This window comes from Pseudomonas sp. PVC-5-1, from assembly GCF_057444345.1.
On the sequence record NZ_CM172024.1, the window covers coordinates 2961420 to 2985362 of the forward strand.

Below are 23943 nucleotides of genomic sequence, written 5' to 3' on the forward strand. Positions count from 1 at the left end.
GGGGCGCGGAGCGGCCCCAGATCCACGTATTCAAGCTGAAATCGCTGGGGCTGCTTCGCAGCCCTTTCGCGACACAAGGCCGCTCCTACAGTTGACCGCGTCAGCACTCTACGAAGGCAACAGCCAGGCCGCCACGCGAGGTCTCCTTGTAGTTTGCATGCATGTCCGCCCCGGTATCACGCATGGTGCGGATCACCCGGTCGAGCGAGATGAAGTGCTCGCCATCCCCTCGCAACGCCATCTGCACGGCGTTGATCGCTTTCACCGCAGCAATCGCGTTGCGCTCGATACACGGCACCTGCACCAAGCCGCCGACAGGGTCGCAGGTCAGCCCAAGGTTATGCTCCAGGGCAATCTCGGCGGCATTTTCCAGCTGCGGCGGCGTAGCGCCCAGCACCTGGGCAAGGCCGGCAGCGGCCATCGAACAGGCCGAACCTACCTCGCCCTGGCAACCAACCTCGGCCCCGGAAATCGACGCATTCTTCTTGCACAGGATACCGACCGCCGCTGCCGCCAGCAGGAAGTCCACCACGTCCGCGTCGCACGCCCCCGGGTTGAACTTCATGTAGTAATGCAGCACCGCCGGGATGATGCCGGCAGCACCATTGGTAGGTGCTGTGACCATGCGCCCGCCGGCGGCATTCTCTTCATTCACCGCAAGGGCGAACAGGTTGACCCATTCCATGGCGCTGAGGGTGGAACCGATCACGTTGGGCTTGCCCAGCTCCTGCAGGCTGCGATGCAGCCGCGCCGCACGGCGCTTGACGTGCAACCCGCCCGGCAGGATGCCTTCATTGCGCAGGCCATTGTCGACGCATTCACGCATGGCACCCCAGATCCGCAGCAGGCCCTCGCGTACCTCGGCCTCAGGGCGCCAGGCGCATTCGTTGGCCATCATCAGCTGCGCCACACTCAAGCCATGGCCCTTGCACAAGGCTAGCAATTGCGCAGCGCTGTCGAACTCGTACGGCAGCACCACCGCGTTCGCTTCGAGCGCTGGCGCGTCGATCTCGGCTTGCTCGACGATAAAACCACCGCCCACCGAATAGTAGGTCTGGCGCAACAGGCTGCCCTGCCCGTCCATGGCTTCCAGGCTCATGGCATTGGGGTGATACGGCAGGTTCTCGTCGAGCAGCAGCATGTCGCGGCTGTACTCGAACGCCAGCGGGTGGCTGCCATCGAGCATCAGGCAGTGCTCCTGCATCACCTGGCCAATGCGCGACTCGATGGTGGCCGGGTCGATGCGGTCCGGCCACTGGCCCATCAGGCCGAGCAGGCAGGCGCGATCGGTCGCATGGCCAACCCCGGTTGCCGACAGCGACCCGTACAACCGCACCTCGACACGGCTTGCCCGGGCCAGCAGCCCCTGTTCGCGCAGGGCCTGGGCAAAGGTAGCCGCCGCCCGCATCGGGCCGACGGTGTGGGAACTGGACGGCCCGATGCCGATTTTGAAAAGGTCGAAAACACTGATAGCCATGCTAATGCCTGACCGTGCCCGGGTATGAAGCCGCAGCGCGGTTATCTGGAGAAATTGAGCGATATTGCGATTTTGCGCGATACTGCCGCGCTGGCTCACGGATGACCAACGAAACTTCCTAAGCAAGGCTTTAGTGGTACTAAACGATGCGACGACAACTCAATGGCCAGACGTTCGTCTGGCTACACGTGTTCGCCTGTGCGGCCCGGCACTTGTCCTTCACCCGCTGTGCCGAAGAGCTGCACATTACCCCGGGCGCTGTCAGCCAACAGATGCGCCAGCTGGAGGAACGCCTGGGCTACCAACTGTTCCTGCGTCGGGCACGTGGTGTGGAACTGAGCGCCGAAGGGCAACGCCTGGCACAGACGGTGACCGAAGCCTACGGCAGCATCGAAGCCGAACTGCTGCGCCTGGATGCAGGTGAGATCCGCGGCACCTTGCGCCTGCGCTCGATCCCGTCGTTCCTGGCCAAATGGCTCACGCCTCGCCTTCCGCGCTTTCAACAACGCTACCCGGACATCGAGTTGCGTCTGGTGGCCGAAGACAGTGCCCAGGCGTTGACCCCGGGCGATTTCGACCTGGCCATCGACCTGAACGATGGCAGCTACCCCGGCATGCTCTCGACACCACTGCTGGACGAGCAGATCTTCCCCGTGTGCTCCCCCACCTTGCTGCGCGGGCGCCCGCCGCTGCACGGGCCGGCGGATCTTGTGCACTACCCGCTGCTGCACGACATTACGGCCTGGCGCGGCAGTTCGGAATATGCCGAATGGGAGTTCTACCTGGAGGGCATCGGCGCCGCCGGCCTGGATGTGCGGCGCGGGCATACCTTCAACCGCAACCACCTGACCATCGAGGCGGCGATTGCCGGCATTGGCGTGGCGATCGCCCGACGCACGCTGCTCAACGACGAACTGGAGCGCGGCGCACTGATCGTGCCGTTCGGGGTGCCTATCGCCAATCACAAGCGCTATGTAGTGCATTACCCACCGGGCGGGCTTAACCAGCCGGGGGCGCGGGCGGTGCATGACTGGCTGGTGGAGGAAGCGCGGGGGTTCAGGGAGTTGCACCCGCTGAACAAGGACTAGGCCAGCCAATTACGCTTGCACGCTGCAAATGACTCATTGAATTGGCAGGGACCCTGTAGGAGCGGCTTTAGCCGCGAACACCGGCGCAGCCGGTGCCATGCACCGCGTTGGATTTTTCGCGGGTAAACCCGCTCCCACAGGGTGCGCAGAGCGCTTGCGAGATTTGTGCGTCAGTAGGCCTGCTTGCCGGTAAACGCATTCAACGTGCGCACCAGAATCACGAAATCCAGCCACAGCGACCAGTTGTTGATGTACTCGATGTCCGAGTCCACCCGCTGGATCATCTGTTCGATATCCCTGGTTTCGCCCCTGAACCCACGCACCTGCGCCAGGCCGGTCATGCCAGGCTTGATATTGTGGCGAGCGAAGTAGTCGACGATGTCCTGCGAATACAGCGTGTCATGCTGCAACGCATGCGGCCGCGGCCCTACCAGCGACATCTCCCCGGTCAGCACATTGAACAACTGCGGCAGTTCATCGAGGCTGGTGCGGCGGATAAAGGCGCCGACCCGGGTCAGCCGTGGGTCATCCCTCTGCGCCTGCTTCACCACGCCATCTTCCGGCTGGTGGACATGCATGCTCCTGAACTTCCAGATACGGAACGCTTCCCCCGTCCAGCCGGTGCGCTCCTGACGGAAGAAAACCGGGCCGCGGCTATCGAGCTTGATGGCCAGCGCAACGGCCAGCAACACCGGCGATGCCAGCAGCAGGATCAGCGCCGCCAACACCCTGTCCTCGAGGTTCTTCAAGAACAGGCTCATGCCCGTCAGCGGTGTTTCCGACAAGGTCAGCACAGGTATGCCGGCAATTTCCCGCACACTGTGATTGATCAGGCGCAACGAGAAGATATCCGGTACCCAGTTCACCGCGATGCACTTGTCGAGCAACTTGAAATACACATCGTTGATGACCTCGGAACCGCCCAGCGGGGTCACCAGGTACACTGTGCGAATGCCATGGCGGGCCACGATATCGTCGAGCTCGGCAACATGCCCGAGCACCGGCATGCGCTGCTTTCCTTCGGCACTTTCGCGCCCCGGCTCATCGGCATTGTCGATCAGCACGCAACCCAGCACGCGTTCGCCGAACCAGGGGTTGTTGCTGATTTTCTGATACAGGAAGTTGGCTAGATCACCGGCACCAATGATCAGGGCGTTGTCCAGGCGTGCATGGGCGGTGAAGCGCTTTTGCAATTCGCGCACGGCAAAGTGCAGGAACAACTGGGCGATGTAGCCAATGATGAACAACTGCACGACCAGCAGTCGCGAATAGGTTTCGCTCTGTTTGGCCAGGAAGGCCATGACCACCAGGAAGCAAAAGGTTGCCGACCAGGCCTTGAACAGCCGGAAAGCCTTGATGGAAAGCCCGACGTTGGTACGGTAGATCGCATAGTGATCGTAGATGACTGCCAGGGCGCCAACCAGCAACAGCAGCATGATCACGTAATCGGAAGTGATGTAGCCAAACTGGTCGTAGATCAGGTACCAGGCAATGCCGATGACTGCAATTCCATCGAGGCCGGCCTGAATGGCGTTACTTACGCTGCTTCTTCTCTGCAGTAAGGAACGACTGCTTCTGGGCTCTAAGACCATTTCAGACCTCATCAATTTGCGTGCAGCAAATGCCTTCCACCAACAAGCAAGCCTTGACAACGGCTCATGCAAAGCCCGTGGAGCAAAATCCTGCAGCCGCAAGCCATTGATCAAACTGTAGCAGCCATCCGCCATCAGCGTACCCGGAATCACCGCTCGGGCGGATTCTGACGCTCATACGGTGTGCCTGGCCGTCCCCCGTCGCAGCGGAACAGCAGGGTACGCACCAGGAACAACGGGTTGCCCACAACATAACGAATGAACAAACGCTTCGGCTCGCGCAACAGCCGGTATAGCCACTCCCCACCCAACCGCCGCAACCACTCGGGCGCCCGGCTGACCTTGCCGCCGAGAAAATCCAGGATCGCGCCGCCACACACGATCAGGCACGGCCCCCCAGCTGCCGCCAGCCTTGCGGCCACAACCTCCTGCCTGGGCATTCCCATGCCCAGCACGATCAGCTCAGGTTGCAACTCCCTGGCCAGTTGCAGGTAGGTATCGACGCTGGCAAAGCCATCGTGGACCGACACCGGCACCACCCCGAACGTGGCTGTGCTTCGTTGCACGGCCTGGTCCAGGTACGGCTGTCGGGTGCCCCAGAACGCAACCCGCCGCCCACGGTAGGCAGCCAGAAGCCTTGGAATGAAGTCGGTGCCATTCATGTTGAGCCCTGGCTCAAGCCCCAGCCGGCGATACAGGATCGCCAGGCCGGAACCATCGCGCAGCAGTACGTCGGCCGCTGACAATGCCTGGTGGCAGGCGCCATCACGAATCACCAGGTTCATTGCATGGGCATTGACGAAGCCCAGCACGGTCGCGGCTTTCGGGGCGCAGAGCCTGTCCAGCAGGCGCTGCGCGGCAGTGGCATCCGGCACCACTTCGAGCTTGCCGACAAGGGTGTTCCAGCGTTCTTGCCAATGAGCCATCAGTCTTCATCCCGTTTCGAACGTACCCATTCAACCTGTCGCTTGATCAGGAAGCGCAGATACAAGGGGAGCTTCCTTGCGGCGTAGAACGGCGCGTACAGCAGCACGGAGAACGGGATCAGTTCGCGACAGAAACGCGCCCAGGCCACTGCGACGGCAAGGCCGAGCAATGCCAGCGCGCAAAGGGCGATCCACGCAGGTGCCGCCAGGCCGAACAGCAGGTACGCCAGCCAGGCCACCAGGTTTAGGCCGAGCAAGGCCAGCACCAGCAACGCCAGCGGCGGCACCAGCAGGTCCAGGGTCATGGCCAGCAAGCTGCCGTTACGCTGGGTGATTGCCGCCAGCGCACGCTTGGGCGCATCGGCCAGCATCAGGCTCAGGTGCCCATGTTCCCAGCGGGTGCGCTGGCTGCCCAGGCCTTGCTGGCTGGCAGGGAACCGGCTGCTGACTACGGCCTCGGGGCAGAACACTGGCGGCTTGCCCTGCTGGCACAGGTCCAGGCCCAGCTTCACATCTTCCACCAGGTGCCCGTTGGCCAGGTCGATCAAGGCCAGGTCACGCCAGCCGAATGCCATGCCGGCGCCCATCAACTGGCATGGCAGGCCCAGCCGCGCCCAACCACGCGGGCGCACCAGGTTCTTGACCCGCCAGGCGAACTCGGCAACCTGCACTGTCAGCCCAGCCCCTGCCGGTGCGTACATCAGGTACAGCGCCTGCACCGGGCGAGCGACTTCTCGGTAACGCCGCGCCAGGCGCTCGATTGCCCCCTCGCCCACCTGGCAGTCGGCATCCACCACGATCACCACCTCGGGCGGCTGATCGGCCAGGTGGCGCACGCCAAAGTCCAAGGCGTAGCCCTTGCCGCGCAACCGTGCATCGTGGCGCTCCACCACTTCGGCACCCGCCTCGCGCGCCAGTTGCGCGGTGTCGTCAGTGCAGTTGTCCGCCACCACCAGCAAGCGGTCGCCAGGCCGCAACTGCGGGGCAATGCTCGCCAGCGTGGCACCAATTATCGAAGCCTCGTCGTGAGCTGGCACCAGCACTGCCACCTGCGGACGGGCGGTGTTGCCCATCGGCTGCGCGCGTGCAGGCAAGCAGGCCATCAGCACCTGCACCAACAGCAGCAGCACCGGAAACAGGACGATGGCCGCCAGCATGCCCAGTATCCAAGCCAATACACTCATCATGCGGATGCCTTGAAATAGCTGGCCAGCCTGGCCGCCTCGGTATCGATGTCATGCCGTTGCAGCACACGCTGGCGTGCCGCCTCGCCCATGCGCTGCAGCACTTCGGCAGGTTGTGCCAGGCAATCGGCCATGGCCGCTGCCAGCTCGTCCACGGCGCCGGCAGGGAACAACCAGCCGTTTTCGCCCGGCCGCACCAGCTCGGGAATGCCTGCCACATAGGTGGTCAGCACTGGCCTGCGCAAGGCCATCGCCTCCATGATCACCACCGGCAAACCTTCGGCAAAGCTGGGCAGCACCAGCGCACGCGCCGCCAGGATTTCCTCGCGCACCTGTGCGCTGCTGATCCAGCCGGTGATGCGCACCTGCTGCTGCAAGCCATGCCGGGCGATCAACGCCTCGACCTGGCCACGCATTTCACCGTCGCCGGCCAGCACCAGTTCGAAAGCGATCGACCGGGCGGCCAGTACTCGCGCGGCCTCGAGCAGCAGCAGCTGGCCTTTCTGCTCGCACAGGCGGCCGACGCACACCAGGCGCGGCGCCGTGGGCACGCCAACCGGCGCCACCTCATGGAAGCTGCGCTCGAGCCCGCAATGCACCACCTTCACCTTGGCCCAGTGGTCGTGTGCCACCCAGCGAAACAACTGGCTGCGCCCGTACGAGCTGACCGCCGCAACAAATGCGGCACGCCGCACCTTCTCGCCCATGTGCAGGAACTGCGGCTTGTCGAACTCTTCCGGCCCGTGCACGGTAAAGCTGTAGGCCGGCCCGCCCAGCACGTTGGCCAGCATCACCACCTCGGTGGAATTGGTGCCGAAATGTGCATGCACATGACTTGCCTCGCCAGCCTGCAACCATTGCAGTACCTGGCAGGCCTCGGCCAGGTAGACCAAGTGGTAGGGCCAGGCGCGGTCGGCCCGCAAGCCAACGCGCATGGCCAGCTGCAGCGCCCGGAAGAACCGGCGCGGCTGTGCCCGCAGCACTTGCCAGGCCGGTGCCAGCAACCCCTTGATGCCATGCTGCAGCACATAGCGGGTCTTGGCCCGTTCGCTCGCGTCGTCGGCATCCTGCAACTCGGCGTCCCACCCGCGCAGGGCAATACGCTGCACCTCTACCCCCTGGCGCTCCAGCGCCAGGATCTCGCGGCGGATGAAACTGTGGCTGACCTTCGGGTACTGGTTTATGAAGTAAGCAATGCGCATAGAAATCCAGATCAAGACCCGCGTAGTGAACATTCAGACCTGCCGCGGCAGGGCTGGCGATTACTTCAGGCTGTCGACTACCGGCGGCCGGCGCCCCGCCGATGCCATCTCGTCAGATACATCCCCCTGTTCCCCTTGTAGTCCAAGGTTGTGACCGCTGCCTGGCAACACGGCCTGCAAGCGGGCGAAAACATCGTCGAGCAGCACCTGGCGGCGGCGGTACATTGCCCGTTTCTTCGCCGGAATATCCTGTTCCGCCCGCTGTACCGCAGCCAGCGGAAGGGCGAAGAAGTCAGCATGGCTCGATGCAGTAGCACCGTGTTCCAGCCAGATCACATCATAATTGGCCGCCAGGTCGTGGCCTTTGTCGCTGCCAAAATACGCGTGCCGATGGTGGCGGCAGGCATCACGGACGGCATACAGGTGCGCCACGTCCAGGGTCCTGGCCAGGCACTTCAATGCCTCGAGCAACAGGCTGCGCGGGCGCAGCCCTTCGAAGTCCTTGGTCAGGTCGCGGTAGATGGCCAGTGAGGTTTCGCTGTCGATACCCTTGTGGATGCCCTGCACGGCACCAATGAACAGGCACAGTTCGCCCTGGCTGCGGCACAGGCTGAATGCCAGGGATGCCACGCGCAGGTCGCTCTGGAACAGGTTCAATACCAACTCGCCTTCGCGCTTGAACCAGATCGGTCGGTCCAAAACCAGACGACAACCCGGCGAATGGCTGGACAGCTCGCACAACGTCAGGCTTTCGTCCCGCCCCAGCAGCAACAGCGCCGGAAACTGCCCGGCCAGCACTTCGAAGTGCGAAGCCACCACCTCCAGGCGCTGCGGGGCTTCCCAGCATTTGCTGAGGTAAGGCCACTGCACGACACCGATGCAATCTACCCCTAGCCGCTGTAAGCCTTGCTGGCCCAACGCCGCCGTCATGCGCTGCAGGAAGGCATTCAGTTCAGGCCATTGCCTGGCAATCTGCAGCGCCAACCTGTACTTGTTGTTCAGCGCCCGCAACGAGTAGCCCGGTTGCAAGGTAAACACGCTTTTGACGATCGTACCGAGCATCATGGGCCTCTCTCACTTGTACTCGATCAACGTCGATTTGCCGGCCGCGATGCGGTGGCGCAGGAACTTCAGTTGCCCGAGCATTTCCGGGAACTTGCCCAATACCAGAAACACCGCCTGTAGCCAGTTCTCCCTCACCGACTTGCCACCACGGCGGGCCAGGCGTACGGCCTGCAGCGGGTAGACCGCCAGCAACAGCAGGCCCCAGCCGCCCAGCAGCAGGCAGGCCAGCACGATTGCCACGGGGATGCCCAGACCCCACAGCCAAGCCCGGCGCGATTCGCGCAACCAGTGCCGCTCGGGTGGCTGACCATGCAGGTAAGCCCCTTCGGCATAGGCGTGGCCAGCGCGCAGGCTACGCCGCCACCACTGGCTGAAACGGGTCATGCCGGCGTCGTGCAGGGTCATCTCGGCGTCCAGGCGCCAGACTTTCCAGCCCTTTGCCCGTAGGCGCACGCACAACTCGGGCTCCTCTCCGGCAATCAGCTCGGGGCGAAAGCCGCCGACGGCGGCAAAGGCATCTGCTCGCATCAGGGCATCGCCACCACACGCCTTGGCCTCGCCAATGGGGGTGTCCCACTCCAGGTCACACAACAGGTTGTACACCGACCGCTGGGGGAAGCGCTCGCGTCGGCGGCCACACACCACAGCCACGTCGGGGTGGTCATCGAGAAACGCCTGCGCCGCGGCCAGCCAGCCGCCATCCACCTCGCAATCGCCATCGACGAACTGCACCCGTTGCAGCGACGGCAACCGCCGTTGCAAGGCGAGAAAGCCTTCGTTGCGCGCGCGTGCGGCAGTGAACGGGGTGTCCATGTCCAGCGCCAATACCTCTACCCCCAGGCTGCGAGCCAGGTGCGGTGAACCATCGGTAGAGCCGGAGTCGACGTACATGATCTTGTCCGTACCCTGTAGCAGCGAACGCAGGCAACGCTCCAGGCGCAGGCCTTCGTTGCGGCCAATCACCACCACACCGATGCCGCTCGCCATGGGCCTCACTCGACGGGCGCCGTGGCGGCCGGTTGCCTGGCCTTGATGATGGCCGGCACCCCCACCGCCAGCGAATTGTCCGGCACATCCACCAGCACCACGGCGTTGGCACCGATGATCACGTCGTTGCCGATACGGATGCTTCCCAGCACCTTGGCCCCGGTGCCAATATCGACGTTGTTGCCGAACACTGGTGCAATCGGCTCATCGACGTTCTTCAGGCCCACCACTACCCCGTTGCGGATGCGGCAGTCATCGCCAAACCGGGCATAGCCGCTGACTACGATGCCGCCAAAATGGTCGATGACGAAGTTGCGGCCGATCACCACCTCGCACGGCAGCTCCACACCCGTGATGATCTGCACGAACTTGAACAGGACCTTGTAGATGAGCGAAAACAGTTTTCGCAGCAGTGTCGGGCGCACCCCATAGCGCCAGCGGCCGAAGCGGTACACCAGCAATACCCAGAAGCCCTGGGCGCCCCAGTCGCCACCATGGGCACGCAGGTCGGCACGTACATTCTCGAACATGGCTCCACCTACCTTGTCGGTTGGCTGGCGTACCGGGTCTTGAACAACAGAGACCAGGTCGCCCGGCAGTGACGCCAGCAGGCCTGTATTGCGCCCAGACCGCGTCGTTTCAACAGCGCCTTGAGTGCCAGTACCAGGTCGCCCAAGGTGACCAGCAGCATGTGCAGGGCAAGGCCCGCCAGCCCGTGATGCTTGCGGAAGTACAGCAGCTCGCTTTCGATCTGGTATGACGAGATCTGTCGGCTGGCCGCCTCCAGTTCGGCCACCGATCTGGAGCTTTCCCCTCCGATGTGCACCACCGTGGTATGCGGGTAGAACACCACCTTCCAGCCTGCAGCCTTCACCCGCTTGCAGTGGTCGACCTCCTCGTAATAAAGAAAGTAGCGCGGGTCGAACAGGCCCACCTGGTCGAGCACTTCGCGGCGCACCAGGTAGAAGCAGCCAGGCAGCCAGTCGCACTCGCGGACCGAAGCGTGGTCCCAATCCATTTCGTCGACCATTTTCAAGCCCGGGAAGAAGCGCCCCAGCCCGGTACGCCCGACGAACACGTTGAACGGTGTGGGGAAGTAGCGGCAACTGGGCTGCAGGGCGCCGTCGCGTCCCTCCAGGCGGACCCCCAGCACACCGCACTCCGGGTGGGCTTCCATGTAGTCGAGGGTTTTCTGCAGTGAATCGGTGGCGACAAAGGCGTCGGTGTTCAGCAGCAAGGCGTACTTGCCCTTCAGGTGCGCCAGCAACTGGTTGTTGGCCCGGCCGAACCCCACGTTCTGCTTGTTGCTCAGCAGCAGCGCCTGCGGGCATACCTCGGCCATGCGCTGCAGCGAGTCATCGGCGGAGGCATTGTCCACCACCAGGTAGCTGGCCAGCCGTTCGCTGTCGGCCCGACGCAGTGCATCGAACATCGGCTGCAGCAGCCCGGCCGTGTTGAAGTTGACCACCATGACGTCCACAGGTTTGCTAGCCATTGTTGCCGTCCCCGAAGAAATACTGGCGCCTTTGCGCCATCAGCTGCGGCTCCAGTTGCGGGTCGTAGGCACCATTGCGCTGCTTGACCAGGTCGATCCATGGGTAGGCTTCGCAACGTGCCTCAACCCGCTTGATCAACGCCTCGGTGGTGCATATGAACTCTGCAGGGTTGCCACCGAACACCGTGCCCGGCGGCACATCCTTGGTCACCACGGCACCGGCGGCCACGATCGACTCAGGCCCGATGGTGACGCGAGGCATGACGATTGCACCGTGGCCGATGAAGCAGTTGTCCTTGATGTCGATGAAACCGACCGAATCCAGGTGCTTGCCGAAGCGATGTTCGATCAGCAATACCACCCCGTCATGACCGATCAGGGTGCAGTCGGACAGCCCCACACTGTTGCCGATGCGAACCAGCGAAGGGTCGAGGAACTTGCAGCCTGTATTGACATAGAAGTTGCTGCCTACCGAGTGGAAGTTGCCCCAGCGGGCAAGGTATGCCCCCCACTCAAGCCCTGACGGCTTGCAGAACCTCCTGTAGAAGGAGCTTCCTCGCCCCGTTGCATGGACATAGTGCGCCACTGCCTTGCGTATCCATCCCTTCATTCTGCCAGCCTCGCAATCAAAGCCATCTGGACTGTCCCTGAGGCGCATCCGGTCTCGTTCTTGTGGGTGCTGACCGTCGCGCACTCAACCCGTTTACAACATGCATCACCCCACGGCGTCGCTGGCCGCGCTCAGCCTGGCATCGAGGTGGTCGGCCAGGCGTACCGCAAACTGCAGCAGCGGCATGGTCGGATTGCAAGCGCCGCCCGTGGCAAAGATGCTGCTGCCGGCGACATAAAGATTTTCGGTACCGAACACCTTGCAGTTGGTATCGACAACACCAAACTGCGCTGAAGACGCCATGCGCGTGGTCCCCATGTGATGGGCATGTGGCGACAACTTCAGCGGTATCGAAGTGTCGTAAACGAAGTCATTGAGCTTGATGTAGCCCAGGTCCATGGCAACCCACTGCTTGGCCAGCTCGCTTCCGATGCACTTGATGGTGTGCCGGTCATCAGCGGTCAGGGCCCAGTTGACATTGACCTTGGCCACGCCCAGTGCGTCCTTCTCCTCCAGCAGCGAAATACGGCTGTGCAGGTTGGGAAACTGCTCGATCATGGTGCTGATGACGCCATCACCGGGGCAGTTGAACTTGGCCACGAAGGCGATCTTGCTGGCTACTCCCATGTCGCAGACCAGGTTCTCCAGAAAATGCTTCACCTCGGCAGTACGACCATAGGTTTGCACATCAGCCAGCAAGGCGGCCCTGACGTTGCCCTTGCCTGCCTTGTACTCCTCAACGAAGGCATCGGTGGTGTAGTACTCGCGCGGATCAGGGGCCAGCCCCGAGTTGAGGATGAAGGTGCCCAGGTCAATGTTCAGATGCTCCATGAAACACCCACCGACCAGCCCGTCCTTGCTCACTATCCCCGCCGCCGCCAACGACTCGCTGTTGAGCAGTTGCCGGGCATTCTCGATGGCACCTGTAGCGAGTACGAAGTTTCTTGCAACCAGGCGCTGGCGATTGCACTCGTAATCGGAAAGCACGACTGCAGCCAAGTGACCGGAGGCCTGGTCGAACTCCAGGTTCACGCAATTGCAGTTGATGAATACGTCCAGGCCCTGGGTCTGCTCCAGGGCCGTGGCGTACTTCTGCGCAAAGCGCGTTGGCGGGCTGAGCAGAAAGCGGTCCGGTTCGAAGTCACCGCCGTCGAGGCCATCATTCAACGCGCGAAAGTCCGCCCCTGGCGGCAGGTCGACGATATCCATGGCAGCAGGCAGGTAGCCTGCGATCTCCGAATAAGGAATGGGCCAGCCAGGCAAGTCGCCAATGGGGGGAACTGCGAAGTCCGAGGGGCTGAACGGCCGGCAACGGCCGGCCCAATGGTTGGATGTGCCGCCCAGATAACGCAGGCGAGCTTCCCCGGCATACAGCTCCAGGCCAGTGGATGCACAGGTGTACAAGGCTTGCGAGTTCGCCGAGTACTCGCGCCCGCCACCTTCGGCAAGCAGGACGCTCCAGCCGGCGGCGGCCAGGCGCAGGCCCAGGGTGATACCGGCCGGGCCGGCGCCGATGATGCAGACATCGTAACTGTCGCGCAGCGCCTTCTGCTGCTGATAGTCCCTGATCATGCGTGCTCGTTCCGGAAGTAACGGGACGGCAGTACCCAGCCGTTGATCACCACGAACCCAGGCCTGCCAGCAGGTTGGCTGGTGATGGCTGGCGTAGCAGCGAACACCACACCACCTACACCCAGCAAGACACAACTCTGGAGAAACCCCCTACGACCCAATTGCGCAGTACAAAACGTAAACTTCCCCATGATCCAATGACCTGCACCTTTGAAAGTTTCACCCGACAAGCAGAATTACAGCCAGTTGAAAAAGGCTGTCAGCAGCGCCCCGCAAAGCGCCCCGACCAGTAGCATCGGCAGTACCACCAGCTCACGCCTCAGGCTGAACATATCCAGCTTGCGATTCACGTACACGATCAACACAAGGGTTGGCACGGTATGCAGGGCAACCCCCCAGATCGCCCAGTCAACGCCACCGATCGCCAGCAACAGTGGCAGCCCCCCCCACAACGAGACCAGGCGGATGATGTTATCCATGGCCTGGTACCTGGTCAGGCCCAGGGCAATCCACACCTGATGAGCCAAGGTATAGCGCAATGTGAGGAACGACAGCGAAAGAATGGCCATCATCGGGCCAGCCTCACGGTAGCGATCGTCGTACAGCCAACCGATCAGCAAAGGGCTGGCGGTCAGGAAACCGCCACAGATGAACAGCACCAGCAGGTCGACCAGCAGGCGGAAGCGGTAATACAGGGCCTTGAGGCGCTCCTTGTCATCGGCCCGTGCCGCCTCGCTGAAGGCGGGCAGCGCCACCGCGCCGAAAATCTTCATCAGCGCGGTCTGCACGGCACCCAGGATCAACACGGCAATCGAGTACACACCCAGTTGTGCCGCCGTCATGCTGGCGCCAAACCACATGCGGTCACCGTACATGGCCAACACGCCAACCATCGACGACAGCAAGATCCAGCGGCCGAACACGATCAGTTCGGTCAGCGCGCTGCGGTCCCACTGCAGGCGGTTGTCATGCCCCTCCAGGGCGGTGTGACCGAGCAGGGTCCAGGCCACGGCAGACACCAGGCCGGCGATCACCAGTGCCCACACCGAATGGGTCAGGTAGCCCAACACCAGCATCACCACCAGGCCGGCCGCCTGCGAGGCCAGGTCCACCAGCACCACGCGCTTCTGTTGGAAAGTCCGTACCGCGACATCTATCTTGGTGGACTGAAAGCCCCAGATCACCGCCGACAGCCCGGTTGCCGCCAGCACCATCGGCAACACCGGTGCGGCATAGGTAGAGTCCGCCGGCCACAGCTCGGCGAGCTGGGCGAACCAGGCCCCCAAGGCCAGCAGCAAGGTCAGGGCGAACAGCACGAAGCCGCGGATGATCTGCACGGTCCATGCAGTATTGAGAAAATCCGGGTCGTCACCGCGATGGCTCTGGATGATGTTCTGCCGCAGGCCGACATCGGACAGTAGATGCAGGAGTACCGAAACGGTGGTGGCGATGACCATCACCCCGAACATTTCCGGCAGCAGCAAGCGGGCCATGATCAGGTTGCCGCCAAGGCGCATCACCTGTGACGCCACTTGTGCAACCAGGTTCCATGACCCGGCCCTCAGGGCCCGCTTGCGCAGGCTCGCGGTGGCAGACACATCAATCGACGGCATGAGAGCAATCTCTGACTGACTGGCTAAAAGGTCACTATAGTTTCAATCAGCCACGACGCTAGCCGTTGCCCACCGATGCAAAGGTGCACATAGCCAATGCCTGAACATTTTCGTGCGTTGATCGTCATCCTTTTTCTGGCGAGCGTGGTCTTCCTGCTGGCGCGGCGGCCTGCCACCGACCTGATTCCGCTGAGCGACTTCAAGCGCCGACGCAACCTGTGGTTCCTGCTTACCCTGCTGGCCTTCTTCTCGCACAGCTTCTGGCTATACCTGGGTGCTGGCGCCGTCATCCTGTACATCGCCGGGCGCCGCGAACACAACCCCATGGCGCTGTTCTACATGCTGCTGTTCCTGATCCCGCCGGCTTCGGTGCAGGTGCCCGGGTTTGGCGTGGTCAATTACCTGGTCGACCTCAACCATATCCGCCTGCTGGCCTTGTGCGTGCTGTTGCCGGCGGCGCTGGCCCTGCGCCGGCAAGGCGACACCCTGCGCTTCGGCCGCACCTGGCCCGACAGGTTGTTGGCGGCCGGCCTGCTGCTGATGAGCGTGCTGTACCTGCGCGAGACCACCCTGACCGACACCCTGCGCCAGACGCTGTACCTGTTTGTCGACGTGTTACTGCCGTATTACGTGGCCAGCCGTGGCCTGCGCCAGATCAGCGACTTCAAGGACACCCTGCTGGCCTTCGTGCTTGCCTCATTCGTTCTGGCCCTGATCGGCGTGGCCGAGTACGTGCGCCACTGGCTGCTGTACAGTGCCCTGGTCGACGCCATGGGCGTGCCGTGGAGCATGTCCGGCTACCTGAGCCGTGGCGGTTCGCTGCGCGCCAGCGTTACCACCGGGCAGGCGATTGCCCTGGGTTATGTGATGAGCGTGGCCATCGGCCTGTTCCTTTTCGTCCAGGGTTACGTGCGCCGCCCCCTGCAGCGGGCCCTGGGCGCCCTGCTGCTGGCCGCAGGGCTGTTCGCGCCACTGTCCCGCGGCCCGTGGATCGGTGCCGTGGTCATCGTGGTGGTGTTCATCGCCCTGGGCAAAGGTGCGGTCAGGCGCCTGGCACTGCTCGCTGCGGCCGGCATGCTGGCCCTGCCCTTGCTGACCATCGTGCCCGGTGGCGACAAGGTACTGGACATGCTGCCGTTCATCGGCAACCTCGAGAAAGAGAACATCACTTACCGCGAACGGCTGATGGACAACTCGTGGATCGTCATCCAGCGCAACCCGTTGTTCGGCTCGTTCGACTTCCGCAACACCCCGGAAATGCAATCGATGATCCAGGGTGACGGCATCATCGACATCGTCAACACCTACATAAACCTGGCACTGCGGGTCGGGCTGGTCGGGCTGGGCCTGTTCGTGGCGTTCTTCGCTGCCGTACTGCACGGTATCCGCAAGGCCATGCGCAGTTTCCCCGACAAGGACGACGAGCGACGCCAGCTCGGCCGGGCATTGCTGGCGACACTGATCGGCATCCTGGTGATCATCTTCACCGTCAGCAGCATCACCTTCATCCCGGTGGTGTACTGGACTGTCGCCGGACTGGGCGTGGCCTATGTCCAGATGGTTCGCAAGCTGCACAACAGCCAGGCCATCGCGCTGGCCGACCCCGCCCTTCAACCCAGGTGACGCCTATGAACCTGCTCCCCCTGCGCCGCTGGGGTTTTCAAACCCTGCTGCGGGTTTCGGCCATCGCCGGCCTGGCCTCACTGCCGCTCACCGGCTGGGCCTCAGCGTGGCAAGTCAGTGTCGATGAACAGAACGGCCTGCCATTGGTGACCCGCGGTGGTGGACCAGTGATGAAAGCCAAGTTCGACTTCTGGGCGGCCAACTGGAGTTGGACCGGTTTTTCCACCACGTTCAAGGTAGTTGGCCCCGACCACTACACGCTGCAGGGCAAGAACAAGGAACTGGACTTCGATCTGGCGGCGGATATCCACAAGGAGCAGGCGCAAACCCTGGGCTGGGCCTTCGACCTCGAGGCCCACAGCCGCCAGGCCGGAGTAATGGGCGGTGGCATGGTGTTCGAGTTCGACCCTGCGCAAATTGCCGGGGGCATGGGTGCACCGCAGCTGCTGCCCGGCAACCGTGGCTGGTCATGGGGCAAGGCTGACCAGGGCCGACGCATCGAAATGCGCTTCGACCCGCCGCTGGCCAAGGTGTATTTCGAGCGCGGCAACCCGTCCGAACTGCGTGCGTTCATTTACAGCGACCCGATCAACGCTGGTCGGCAGCAGATCAAGGCGGTGCTGAACATCACCGGCGACATCGACCTGGGTCCCACGCCCAGCGAACGCTTCGGCCTGGCCGACCCCGCCGGTTGGCCCGACGACCAGCTGGACTGGCGCACCTCGCCCGTGGACCTGTCATTCCTCAACGCCCCGGAAAAGCCTGCCGGCAAGCATGGCTTCGTCAAGGCTGTCGGCGAACAGCTGATGTTCGAAAACAACACCCCAGTGCGCTTCTGGGGCACCAACCTGTCCGCCTATTCGCTGTTCAAGAGCCCCGACGAAGAAATCCGCCAACAGGCCAAGCGCCTGTCGGCACTGGGTTTCAACCTGGTGCGTTTGCATCACCACGACTCGCCCTGGGTCAGCCCGAACGTGTTCGGCGACGGCACCCTGGTGCGCGATACCCAGCAGCTCAGTGCCGAATCGCTGCGCAAGCTCGACTTGTGGATCAAGACGCTCAAGGACGAGGGCATCTATATCTGGCTGGACCTGCACGTGCAGCGGGCGCTTACTGCCAATGACAATATCGATGACTTCAAGGAACTGGCCAAGGGTGAGAGCCATGTCGACCTGAAGGGTTACGCCTATGTGAACCGAAGCATCCAACAGGCGATGAAACGCTTTGCCGAGCAGTACCTGACTCATGTGAATGAATACACCGGCCTGGCTTACAAGGACGACCCCGCCATCGCTGCCGTACTGCTCACCAATGAGAACGACCTCACCCAGCATTACGGTAACGCCCTGATGCCGAACAAGGACGTGCCGCGCCATAGCGAGCGCTACATGGAAGCGGCCAAAGCCTTCGCCAAACAATATGACCTGCCCACCGACCTCACCTGGCGCGCCTGGGAGCATGGCCCTTCGAAGCTGTTTCTCAACGACCTGGAACAGCGCTTCAACACCGACATGATCACTCACCTGCGCGGCCTCGGCGTGAAAGTGCCGATCGCCACCACCAGTACCTGGGGCGGCAATGGCCTGAGCGCGCTGCCGGCACTGACCACAGGCGATGTCATCGATGCCCATGGCTACGGTGCCAATGGCCAATTGGAGAAGAACCCGTTGACCAGCGACGGCGTGATCGACTGGCTCGCTGCCGCCCAGGTAGTCGGCAAGCCGCTGACCGTCACCGAGTGGAACGCCGAACCCTTCCCGCTGCCCGACCGCCACTCGCTGCCGCTGTACGTGGCCGGCACCGCCGCCCACCAGGGCTGGGACGCCATGATGCAGTACGCTTACAGCCAGCAGGCCTTCAACCCTGGCTGGCGCACGGCGGATAACTGGCACGCGTACAACGACCCGGCGATGATCGCCACCTTGCCCGCTGCCGCCCTGCTCTATCGCCGTGCGGATGTGAAGCCGGCCACTACCCGATACGTGTTCGCGCCGACGCCCGCCACCCTGTACAACCAGGAGATCACCCCGCGCAACTCGCCACTGCTGCGCACGGCCATGGAAAAGGGCCAACTGCAGATCGCCCTGCCACAGACGCCGGAGTTGCCCTGGCTGAAACCCGCCGCCATCCCTGCCGGTGCGCAGGTACTGCAGGACCCGGAGCAGTCCTTGCTGCCGGCCGACGCCACGGAAGCGGTCAGCGATACGGGCGAACTCAAGCGCAACTGGCAACAGGGCATCTATACCATCGATACACCGCTGACCCAGGCCGCCACCGGATGGCTGGGAGGTCGCTTGATCAGCCTGGGCGCCATCCAGGTGCAAGCACGAACGCCGTACGCCAGCGTCGTGGTGCAAAGCCTGGACGGCAACCCCCTGGGCCAGTCGCGTGAACTGCTGCTGTCGCTGGGTACCCGGGCCGTGCCCAAGGCCGATGACAAGACACCGTTCAACGTAGAGCCGTTTGCCGGCACCTTGAACATCAAGGCGCCTGCTGGCCTGAAGCTGTTCGCCCGGGATGCACAGGCCCAGTTGAAACCCTTGCCGATGGCTTACCAGGATGGACGCTACAGCATCACGTTCGACGGCAAGTACATGTCCAACTGGCTGTTCTTGAAATAGGGCATATGGCCATCTACCCTCACAACAGTCCTGTAGCTGAAAAGCGCAGCTGTACAACAGCAGAGTCCAGGAGGCATGGATGAAGTTTCTGGTTGTCGGTGGCGCAGGCTACATTGGCTCGCACATGGTCAAGCACCTGCTCGGTACAGGCCATGAGGTGGTGGTGGCGGACCTCGTCTCGCCCGGCCCCGGCGTCCAGTGGGCGAAACTGGACATCGCCGACGAGCCCGCCCTGGATGTGCTGTTCGGTGTTTGCCGCTTCGATGCCGTGTTCCACTTTGCCTCGTTCATCCAGGTGGGCGAGTCGGTCAGCGCGCCCGGCAAGTACTACCAGAACAATGTCGCGGCCACCCTTTCCCTCCTGCAGGCCATGGTGAATGCCGGTATCAGGCACCTGGTGTTTTCTTCCAGCGCAGCCGTCTACGGCAACCCGCAGTACGTGCCGATCGACGAAGCGCATGCCAAGGGGCCGATCAACCCGTATGGGTTGAGCAAATGGATGGTCGAGCAGATTCTCGAGGACTTCGACCGGGCCTATGGCTTGAAGTCGGTATGCCTGCGTTACTTCAACGCAGCGGGCGCAGACCCGGAGGGCCAGCTGGGAGAGCGTCATGACCCGGAAACCCACCTGATCCCGCTGATCCTGCAGGCCGCTTCGGGCCGGCGTGATGCAGTAACGGTGTTTGGCCGCGACTACGACACGCCGGATGGCACCTGCATACGCGACTATGTGCATGTGGCCGATCTGGCGGCGGCTCATGCACTGGCGGTGGATTACCTGCTGGCGGGTGGCGAGCGAACCGCGTTCAACCTGGGCAACGGGCTGGGCTTTTCGGTGCAGCAGGTGATCGATACGGCCCGGGCGGTGACTGGCCGGCAGATCCGCACCCTCGACGCACCCCGCCGCCCCGGCGACCCGCCCCGGTTGGTGGCGGATGCTGGCAAGGCCATGCACATGCTGGGCTGGCGGCCGGAGTTTGCCACGCTGGAGTCGATTGTGCGGCATGCGTGGCAGTGGGAGTTGCAGTACCCCTGGGCTCGCTACCCCACCAGCTGAAAGAGTGCGCCATACCTGTGGCAGCGGGCGCGCCCGCGAACACCGGCGCAGCCGGTGCCATCCACCGCGTCGCCTGCTTCGCGGGCATGCCCGCTCCCACAGAGACCCCACCAGCTGAAGGAATGCGCTGTACCTGTAGGAGCGGGCGCGCCCGCGAACACCGGCGCAGCCGGTGCCATCCACCGCGTCGCCTGCTTCGCGGGCATGCCCGCTCCCACAGAGACCCCACCAGCTGAAGGAATGCGCTGTACCTGTAGGAGCGGCCTTGTGTCGCGATGGGCTGCGAAGCAGCCCCAGAATACGAGACTCAATAATAGGTTCGAGGCTGCTCGTCAGCTTTGTTCAATACCGTTCCCACCAGGTTCACCCTTGCCAGGTGATGCAGGCAATCCTCGATCTCCTTCCTGTTGTTCATACCGTTGGCCACCACCAGCAGCACACAGTCGAACTTGGGTATCACGGTGATCGCATCGTCAGAACTGAGCAATGGCGGTAAATCGAAAATGCAGATGCGCGACTCGTAGCGGTTGCGTAGTTCGCTGATCAGGTTGCTCACTTTGGGCGACGACAGCATTTCGGTGGACAACGGCACCGGCACCCGCGTGGGCAGCACCACGAACCGAGGCAAGGTCGGGTTGACCAGACAGTCCTGCAACTCGGCCTTGTCCGTCAGAAACTCGTTCAACGCCTGGTCCATGGGCAGGCCCAGGCTGCTGCCGACCTTGGGTCGACGCAGGTCGAAGTCCACCAGCAAAGCGGTCTTGGTGGTGTGGTGGGCGATGCTCATGGCCAGGTTGATCGCCAGTACCGTCTTGCCCGCTTCAGGGGTTGGTGAGGTAATGGCCAGGGTTCGCCAGCCATTCTCGTCCATGGTCCTGAGCACCTGCGTGCGCAGCAGGTCGATCGGCCCGTTCATGTTGGAGTTCTTGTTGTAGGCGACGATACGGTGACGCTCCAGGTGCTCCGCGCGCAGCGGCACCACCTTGGTGTTCACGTAATCGAACTGGCCAGGCACTTCCGCCAGTGCCGTACCAGGGGCGGGTGACAAGGCCTGCGGGGTACCCGGGGTAACCTGGTGAAGATTATTGCCAACAGCCTGCTTGGTCCTGTCCATCACTGCTTCCCTATGCAAACCGAGACATGACTTTGAACAACAGCACATCCAGTGGCATGTAGAACACGTGCACCAGCACTACCATGATAGCCGCCAGCGCCAGTGCCGCCACGATCAGCCAGTTTCGCCAACGCTTGCGCCTGGCCACATCGGCCTTGGTATCGATGTATGGCAGCGCCACCAGCACCCGCCTGCCCAGCAGGTTCTCCAGTGCACCGACGCCGCGAATGCGCTGGTTGAACATCTCCAGCAGCATCACCAGCGCACCGCCACCTGCCGGTGCCAGCACCAAGCCCAGCGCAGCGATCTTCTTGCGGTTGGGCTTGATCGGTTTCTCGGGCATCAGTGGTGGCTCAAGCAGTACAAAGCGCTCGGCCTTGTTCTCCTGCTCCAGGCTTTCGGTAATCTTCGCGCCCATTTCCTTGGCGCGGATTTCCTCGTACTTCTTGCGCGCGTTGTCGTGGTCACGCATCAAGGTCACCAGGCCACGCTCGACCTGCGGCGCCTCGAGGATCTCGGCCTCGTAGCCTTCCATCTTGCGGGTCAACTCGCGCTTTTGCTCGGCCAGCGAAGCAATGCGCTCCTGTGCCGCGCTCATCTTGGCGCGCACGCGGGCGACATCGAGGCCGACCGTGGAGGCCGCCGCCGTGCGATTGCCACTGGCTTCGAGCGCCTGGATCCTGCGCTTGACCGCCACCACATCGGGGTGGGCTTCCTTGTAGCGGCTCAGCAGCCGGGCATATTCGGCCTTCAGGCTGGGCAGGTCCTGGGGCTGCTCGGCACCGGCCACCCTGGGGCCTTCGCCGGCCTTGGTTGCCAGCCCGGCATTGGCCGCGGACAGTTCCAGCTCAAGGTAACGCAGTTCTTCCTGGGCGGCCTTGTAATCACGGTCGACCTCGCGGAACTCCAGCTCCGATCGTGACAGCATATTCATGCGCAAGGTCTGGTGCTCGGGCAAGGCGTTGGCGTGGGCCTGCTTGAAATCCGCCAGCTGGTTTTCCAGTTTGGCCAGCTCGGCACCCAGCTTGTTCGCCTCCTGGGTGAGGAACTCGGTGGTTTCGTTGGCCCGCTCGGTACGCTGCTTGAGGTTCTCGTTGAGGAACAGCGTCACCAACTCGTCGGCGACGTCCTTGGCCACCTCGGGCTGCTTGTGCTCGAAGGACACATTGAACGCCACGGTCGCTTCACCCCGCCCGCGCACGTATGTGGTAAGGGTTTCGACGACGATGGCGCTGCGCATGTGGTCGATCTTGTCGCTATCGCTGAAACGCTTGTCGGGAAACAAGTTGTACTTGTCGATGATGCGCAGCAGGTTCTCGCGAGTCATCACCCGCTGGCGAATCACTTCGATGCGTTCATCGGCAAAGCTGGTGTTGTTGGTCGACACCAGCTCAGGGGAAATCTGCTGCGACTCCACCAGGATGGTGCCGGTCGATTGGTAGATCGGCGGCACCATCACCGCGACTGCGACGGTCGCGGCCAGGATGACTACGATGCTCACCCCCAATAACAGGGCCCTGTCCTTGATTATGGCAATGTAATCTCTGAGGGAGAGCTCGTAGTCAGACTTCATGGGGCCACCTGCCTGAAGTTCAGATGTCGGGGTACCTGTACGTCAACGTCAAACCCACGATAGTAGCGTTCGCATCGGCTTCGTTATCCTGCTGCCGTTCCTTGTACATCAGCGACAGGCGCAGGTCCCAGTACGGCGAAAACTCGCGGCTGGCCCACACGCTGTAAGTCTGCAGGGTGTTGGGGGTCTGCCCTTTGCTGTCTTGCCAGGCAGCGTCCGTACCCACCCGTGTCAGTTCGCTGACGGCGTAACTCCACACACCGCGCACCTGGTCCAGCTCGGCGAAGCCGCCTTCGGCGCTGGCTACCGTGCTGCGTTCGGCGGTGAAGCTGGCGACGGCGCGCGCACCGGTGTACAGCAGCGCAACCCCACCCTCCCCGCGTCGGCCACCTTCGTCACCGGAAACCTCGGTGACACCCACATGCGCATCGGCGCTGAGGCTTTCGGAAAACTGGTACTTGACCCCGACCGCGGGGCTGTAGCTGTTGGACGCCGTCGCCGTCTGGTCCTCCTCGGGCTCATAACGCCGGGCACCAAAGCGGCTGTACAGATCAGCCCGCTCGCTCCAGGCGTAGGTCCAGGTGAACACGTTGCCCAGTTCTTCGTAACCCGTCAGCGTACTGATGTCATAACGGGCACGGTTGTACGTGGTTTCGTTGCTCAAGGTGCTACGCTCGGTAACCGCCTGGCTCCAGTTGCCGGTCAGCGTATACAGCTTTTGCGTGCCATCGGTGGTGACCACGCCGGTATCCAGCACCGTTCCCGACAGCGTCGAACTTTCGTTGTAACGCGCCAGCAGGCCAAACCGCCCGCGCTCGGTCTGACGCTGCCAGCCCAGGCTCACATCAGGGTCCTCACGGTTGTCGACCACCGCCGTGTCGGACGAGCGCAATACATTCATGCCCAGCCCCAACCTCAGTTCGTCACGGTCGAAGGTACCGATCAGGGTGTAATCCGGCGCGATGATCGTGCGCGTTATGCCCTTTTCACCCGACGACAGCAGCAAGGGGTTGCTGTCATGTTCGACGGATGTCGGTACCACTACCGTAGACTGCCAATTTGCTGCCAAGACCGTGTTCGTAAACGGCAACACCAAGATTGCCGTTGCAATACTAGTTGTTCTGAGAAGAGGCATTAAGTGTTC

Annotated in this window: 19 protein-coding genes; 4 read left to right on the top strand and 15 right to left on the bottom strand. The window is 62.8% G+C overall.

Translation table 11 applies throughout. The annotated features are described in order from the left end of the window. Positions 1–100: 100 nt before the first annotated feature. On the bottom strand, positions 101–1477 hold the full coding sequence (locus AC2T3R_RS13535) for an L-serine ammonia-lyase (RefSeq protein WP_410953057.1): 1377 nt from the start codon (positions 1475–1477) through the stop codon (positions 101–103). A 146-nt stretch (positions 1478–1623) separates the two neighbouring features. Here AC2T3R_RS13535 and AC2T3R_RS13540 point away from each other — a divergent pair, with 146 nt between their 5' ends. Next, on the top strand, positions 1624–2565 hold the full coding sequence (locus tag AC2T3R_RS13540) for a LysR substrate-binding domain-containing protein (protein WP_013972698.1): 942 nt from the start codon (positions 1624–1626) through the stop codon (positions 2563–2565). A gap of 170 nt (positions 2566–2735) precedes the next feature. Here AC2T3R_RS13540 and AC2T3R_RS13545 read toward each other — a convergent pair whose 3' ends face one another. The 11 genes from AC2T3R_RS13545 to AC2T3R_RS13595 form a co-directional block, all read right to left on the bottom strand. Then, the gene (locus AC2T3R_RS13545) at positions 2736–4157 is read right to left on the bottom strand and encodes an undecaprenyl-phosphate glucose phosphotransferase (RefSeq protein WP_024087158.1); all 1422 of its coding nucleotides are present in this window, start codon (positions 4155–4157) and stop codon (positions 2736–2738) included. A 149-nt stretch (positions 4158–4306) separates the two neighbouring features. Next, positions 4307–5083 (bottom strand): WecB/TagA/CpsF family glycosyltransferase, encoded by a 777-nt coding sequence (locus AC2T3R_RS13550; protein WP_410953058.1) that lies wholly within the window; start codon positions 5081–5083, stop codon positions 4307–4309. Further along, positions 5083–6270, bottom strand: a complete 1188-nt coding sequence (locus AC2T3R_RS13555; RefSeq protein WP_486743774.1) for a glycosyltransferase family 2 protein — start codon at positions 6268–6270, stop codon at positions 5083–5085. Before AC2T3R_RS13555 ends, AC2T3R_RS13550 begins: the two co-directional genes overlap by 1 nt. Beyond that, positions 6267–7469, bottom strand: coding sequence for a glycosyltransferase (locus tag AC2T3R_RS13560; RefSeq protein WP_486743775.1), 1203 nt, complete (start codon positions 7467–7469; stop codon positions 6267–6269). The genes AC2T3R_RS13555 and AC2T3R_RS13560 overlap by 4 nt, the downstream gene beginning before the upstream one ends. Before the next feature lie 60 nt (positions 7470–7529). Continuing rightward, positions 7530–8534: a VirK/YbjX family protein gene (locus AC2T3R_RS13565; RefSeq protein ID WP_410953060.1), complete on the bottom strand. Its 1005-nt coding sequence runs from the start codon at positions 8532–8534 to the stop codon at positions 7530–7532. A gap of 9 nt (positions 8535–8543) precedes the next feature. Continuing rightward, positions 8544–9521 carry a glycosyltransferase family 2 protein gene (locus AC2T3R_RS13570; protein ID WP_486743776.1) on the bottom strand — a complete coding sequence of 326 codons (978 nt, stop codon included), beginning with the start codon at positions 9519–9521 and terminating at the stop codon, positions 8544–8546. Positions 9522–9526: 5 nt separating this feature from the next. Further along, positions 9527–10051 carry a serine O-acetyltransferase gene (locus tag AC2T3R_RS13575; RefSeq protein WP_410953061.1) on the bottom strand — a complete coding sequence of 175 codons (525 nt, stop codon included), beginning with the start codon at positions 10049–10051 and terminating at the stop codon, positions 9527–9529. Positions 10052–10059: 8 nt separating this feature from the next. Then, on the bottom strand, positions 10060–11016 hold the full coding sequence (locus AC2T3R_RS13580) for a glycosyltransferase family 2 protein (RefSeq protein ID WP_015270408.1): 957 nt from the start codon (positions 11014–11016) through the stop codon (positions 10060–10062). Next, a complete protein-coding gene (locus AC2T3R_RS13585; RefSeq protein ID WP_024087161.1) occupies positions 11009–11626 on the bottom strand; it encodes an acyltransferase in 618 nt (205 codons plus the stop codon). Before AC2T3R_RS13585 ends, AC2T3R_RS13580 begins: the two co-directional genes overlap by 8 nt. A gap of 105 nt (positions 11627–11731) precedes the next feature. Then, positions 11732–13198 (bottom strand): FAD-dependent oxidoreductase, encoded by a 1467-nt coding sequence (locus tag AC2T3R_RS13590; protein ID WP_410953062.1) that lies wholly within the window; start codon positions 13196–13198, stop codon positions 11732–11734. A gap of 236 nt (positions 13199–13434) precedes the next feature. Further along, complete coding sequence (locus AC2T3R_RS13595; protein WP_410953063.1) at positions 13435–14811, bottom strand: oligosaccharide flippase family protein; 1377 nt, start codon at positions 14809–14811, stop codon at positions 13435–13437. A 96-nt stretch (positions 14812–14907) separates the two neighbouring features. On the opposite strand from AC2T3R_RS13595, the gene AC2T3R_RS13600 reads away from it, so the two are divergent. The 3 genes from AC2T3R_RS13600 (at position 14908) to galE (ending at position 20112) form a co-directional block, all read left to right on the top strand. Next, positions 14908–16434: an O-antigen ligase family protein gene (locus AC2T3R_RS13600; RefSeq protein WP_015270412.1), complete on the top strand. Its 1527-nt coding sequence runs from the start codon at positions 14908–14910 to the stop codon at positions 16432–16434. 5 nt (positions 16435–16439) lie between these two features. Continuing rightward, positions 16440–19055: a glycoside hydrolase 5 family protein gene (locus tag AC2T3R_RS13605; RefSeq protein ID WP_486743777.1), complete on the top strand. Its 2616-nt coding sequence runs from the start codon at positions 16440–16442 to the stop codon at positions 19053–19055. A 79-nt stretch (positions 19056–19134) separates the two neighbouring features. Further along, on the top strand, positions 19135–20112 hold the full coding sequence (gene galE / locus AC2T3R_RS13610; RefSeq protein WP_486743778.1) for a UDP-glucose 4-epimerase GalE: 978 nt from the start codon (positions 19135–19137) through the stop codon (positions 20110–20112). Between the two features lie 307 nt (positions 20113–20419). Here the strand turns inward: galE and AC2T3R_RS13615 are convergent, their stop codons facing one another. Genes AC2T3R_RS13615 through AC2T3R_RS13625 form a run of 3 tightly spaced genes read right to left on the bottom strand, consistent with a single transcriptional unit; the run spans position 20420 to position 23934 of the window. After that, positions 20420–21226, bottom strand: a complete 807-nt coding sequence (locus tag AC2T3R_RS13615; RefSeq protein WP_013972714.1) for a CpsD/CapB family tyrosine-protein kinase — start codon at positions 21224–21226, stop codon at positions 20420–20422. Between the two features lie 10 nt (positions 21227–21236). Continuing rightward, complete coding sequence (locus tag AC2T3R_RS13620) at positions 21237–22799, bottom strand: GumC family protein (protein WP_054573250.1); 1563 nt, start codon at positions 22797–22799, stop codon at positions 21237–21239. A gap of 19 nt (positions 22800–22818) precedes the next feature. Continuing rightward, positions 22819–23934 (bottom strand): hypothetical protein, encoded by a 1116-nt coding sequence (locus AC2T3R_RS13625; protein ID WP_410953068.1) that lies wholly within the window; start codon positions 23932–23934, stop codon positions 22819–22821. Between the last annotated feature and the right edge of the window lie 9 nt (positions 23935–23943).

Coding starts and splice junctions, on each gene's coding strand:
- AC2T3R_RS13575 (WP_410953061.1), bottom strand. CDS start 10,051: ATGTTCGAGAATGTACGTGCCGACCTGCGTGCCCATGGTGGCGACTGG.
- AC2T3R_RS13615 (WP_013972714.1), bottom strand. CDS start 21,226: ATGGACAGGACCAAGCAGGCTGTTGGCAATAATCTTCACCAGGTTACC.
- AC2T3R_RS13555 (WP_486743774.1), bottom strand. CDS start 6,270: ATGATGAGTGTATTGGCTTGGATACTGGGCATGCTGGCGGCCATCGTC.
- AC2T3R_RS13580 (WP_015270408.1), bottom strand. CDS start 11,016: ATGGCTAGCAAACCTGTGGACGTCATGGTGGTCAACTTCAACACGGCC.
- AC2T3R_RS13620 (WP_054573250.1), bottom strand. CDS start 22,799: ATGAAGTCTGACTACGAGCTCTCCCTCAGAGATTACATTGCCATAATC.
- galE (WP_486743778.1), top strand. CDS start 19,135: ATGAAGTTTCTGGTTGTCGGTGGCGCAGGCTACATTGGCTCGCACATG.
- AC2T3R_RS13590 (WP_410953062.1), bottom strand. CDS start 13,198: ATGATCAGGGACTATCAGCAGCAGAAGGCGCTGCGCGACAGTTACGAT.
- AC2T3R_RS13560 (WP_486743775.1), bottom strand. CDS start 7,469: ATGCGCATTGCTTACTTCATAAACCAGTACCCGAAGGTCAGCCACAGT.
- AC2T3R_RS13595 (WP_410953063.1), bottom strand. CDS start 14,811: ATGCCGTCGATTGATGTGTCTGCCACCGCGAGCCTGCGCAAGCGGGCC.
- AC2T3R_RS13585 (WP_024087161.1), bottom strand. CDS start 11,626: ATGAAGGGATGGATACGCAAGGCAGTGGCGCACTATGTCCATGCAACG.
- AC2T3R_RS13535 (WP_410953057.1), bottom strand. CDS start 1,477: ATGGCTATCAGTGTTTTCGACCTTTTCAAAATCGGCATCGGGCCGTCC.
- AC2T3R_RS13550 (WP_410953058.1), bottom strand. CDS start 5,083: ATGGCTCATTGGCAAGAACGCTGGAACACCCTTGTCGGCAAGCTCGAA.
- AC2T3R_RS13540 (WP_013972698.1), top strand. CDS start 1,624: ATGCGACGACAACTCAATGGCCAGACGTTCGTCTGGCTACACGTGTTC.
- AC2T3R_RS13570 (WP_486743776.1), bottom strand. CDS start 9,521: ATGGCGAGCGGCATCGGTGTGGTGGTGATTGGCCGCAACGAAGGCCTG.
- AC2T3R_RS13600 (WP_015270412.1), top strand. CDS start 14,908: ATGCCTGAACATTTTCGTGCGTTGATCGTCATCCTTTTTCTGGCGAGC.
- AC2T3R_RS13565 (WP_410953060.1), bottom strand. CDS start 8,534: ATGATGCTCGGTACGATCGTCAAAAGCGTGTTTACCTTGCAACCGGGC.
- AC2T3R_RS13605 (WP_486743777.1), top strand. CDS start 16,440: ATGAACCTGCTCCCCCTGCGCCGCTGGGGTTTTCAAACCCTGCTGCGG.
- AC2T3R_RS13545 (WP_024087158.1), bottom strand. CDS start 4,157: ATGGTCTTAGAGCCCAGAAGCAGTCGTTCCTTACTGCAGAGAAGAAGC.
- AC2T3R_RS13625 (WP_410953068.1), bottom strand. CDS start 23,934: ATGCCTCTTCTCAGAACAACTAGTATTGCAACGGCAATCTTGGTGTTG.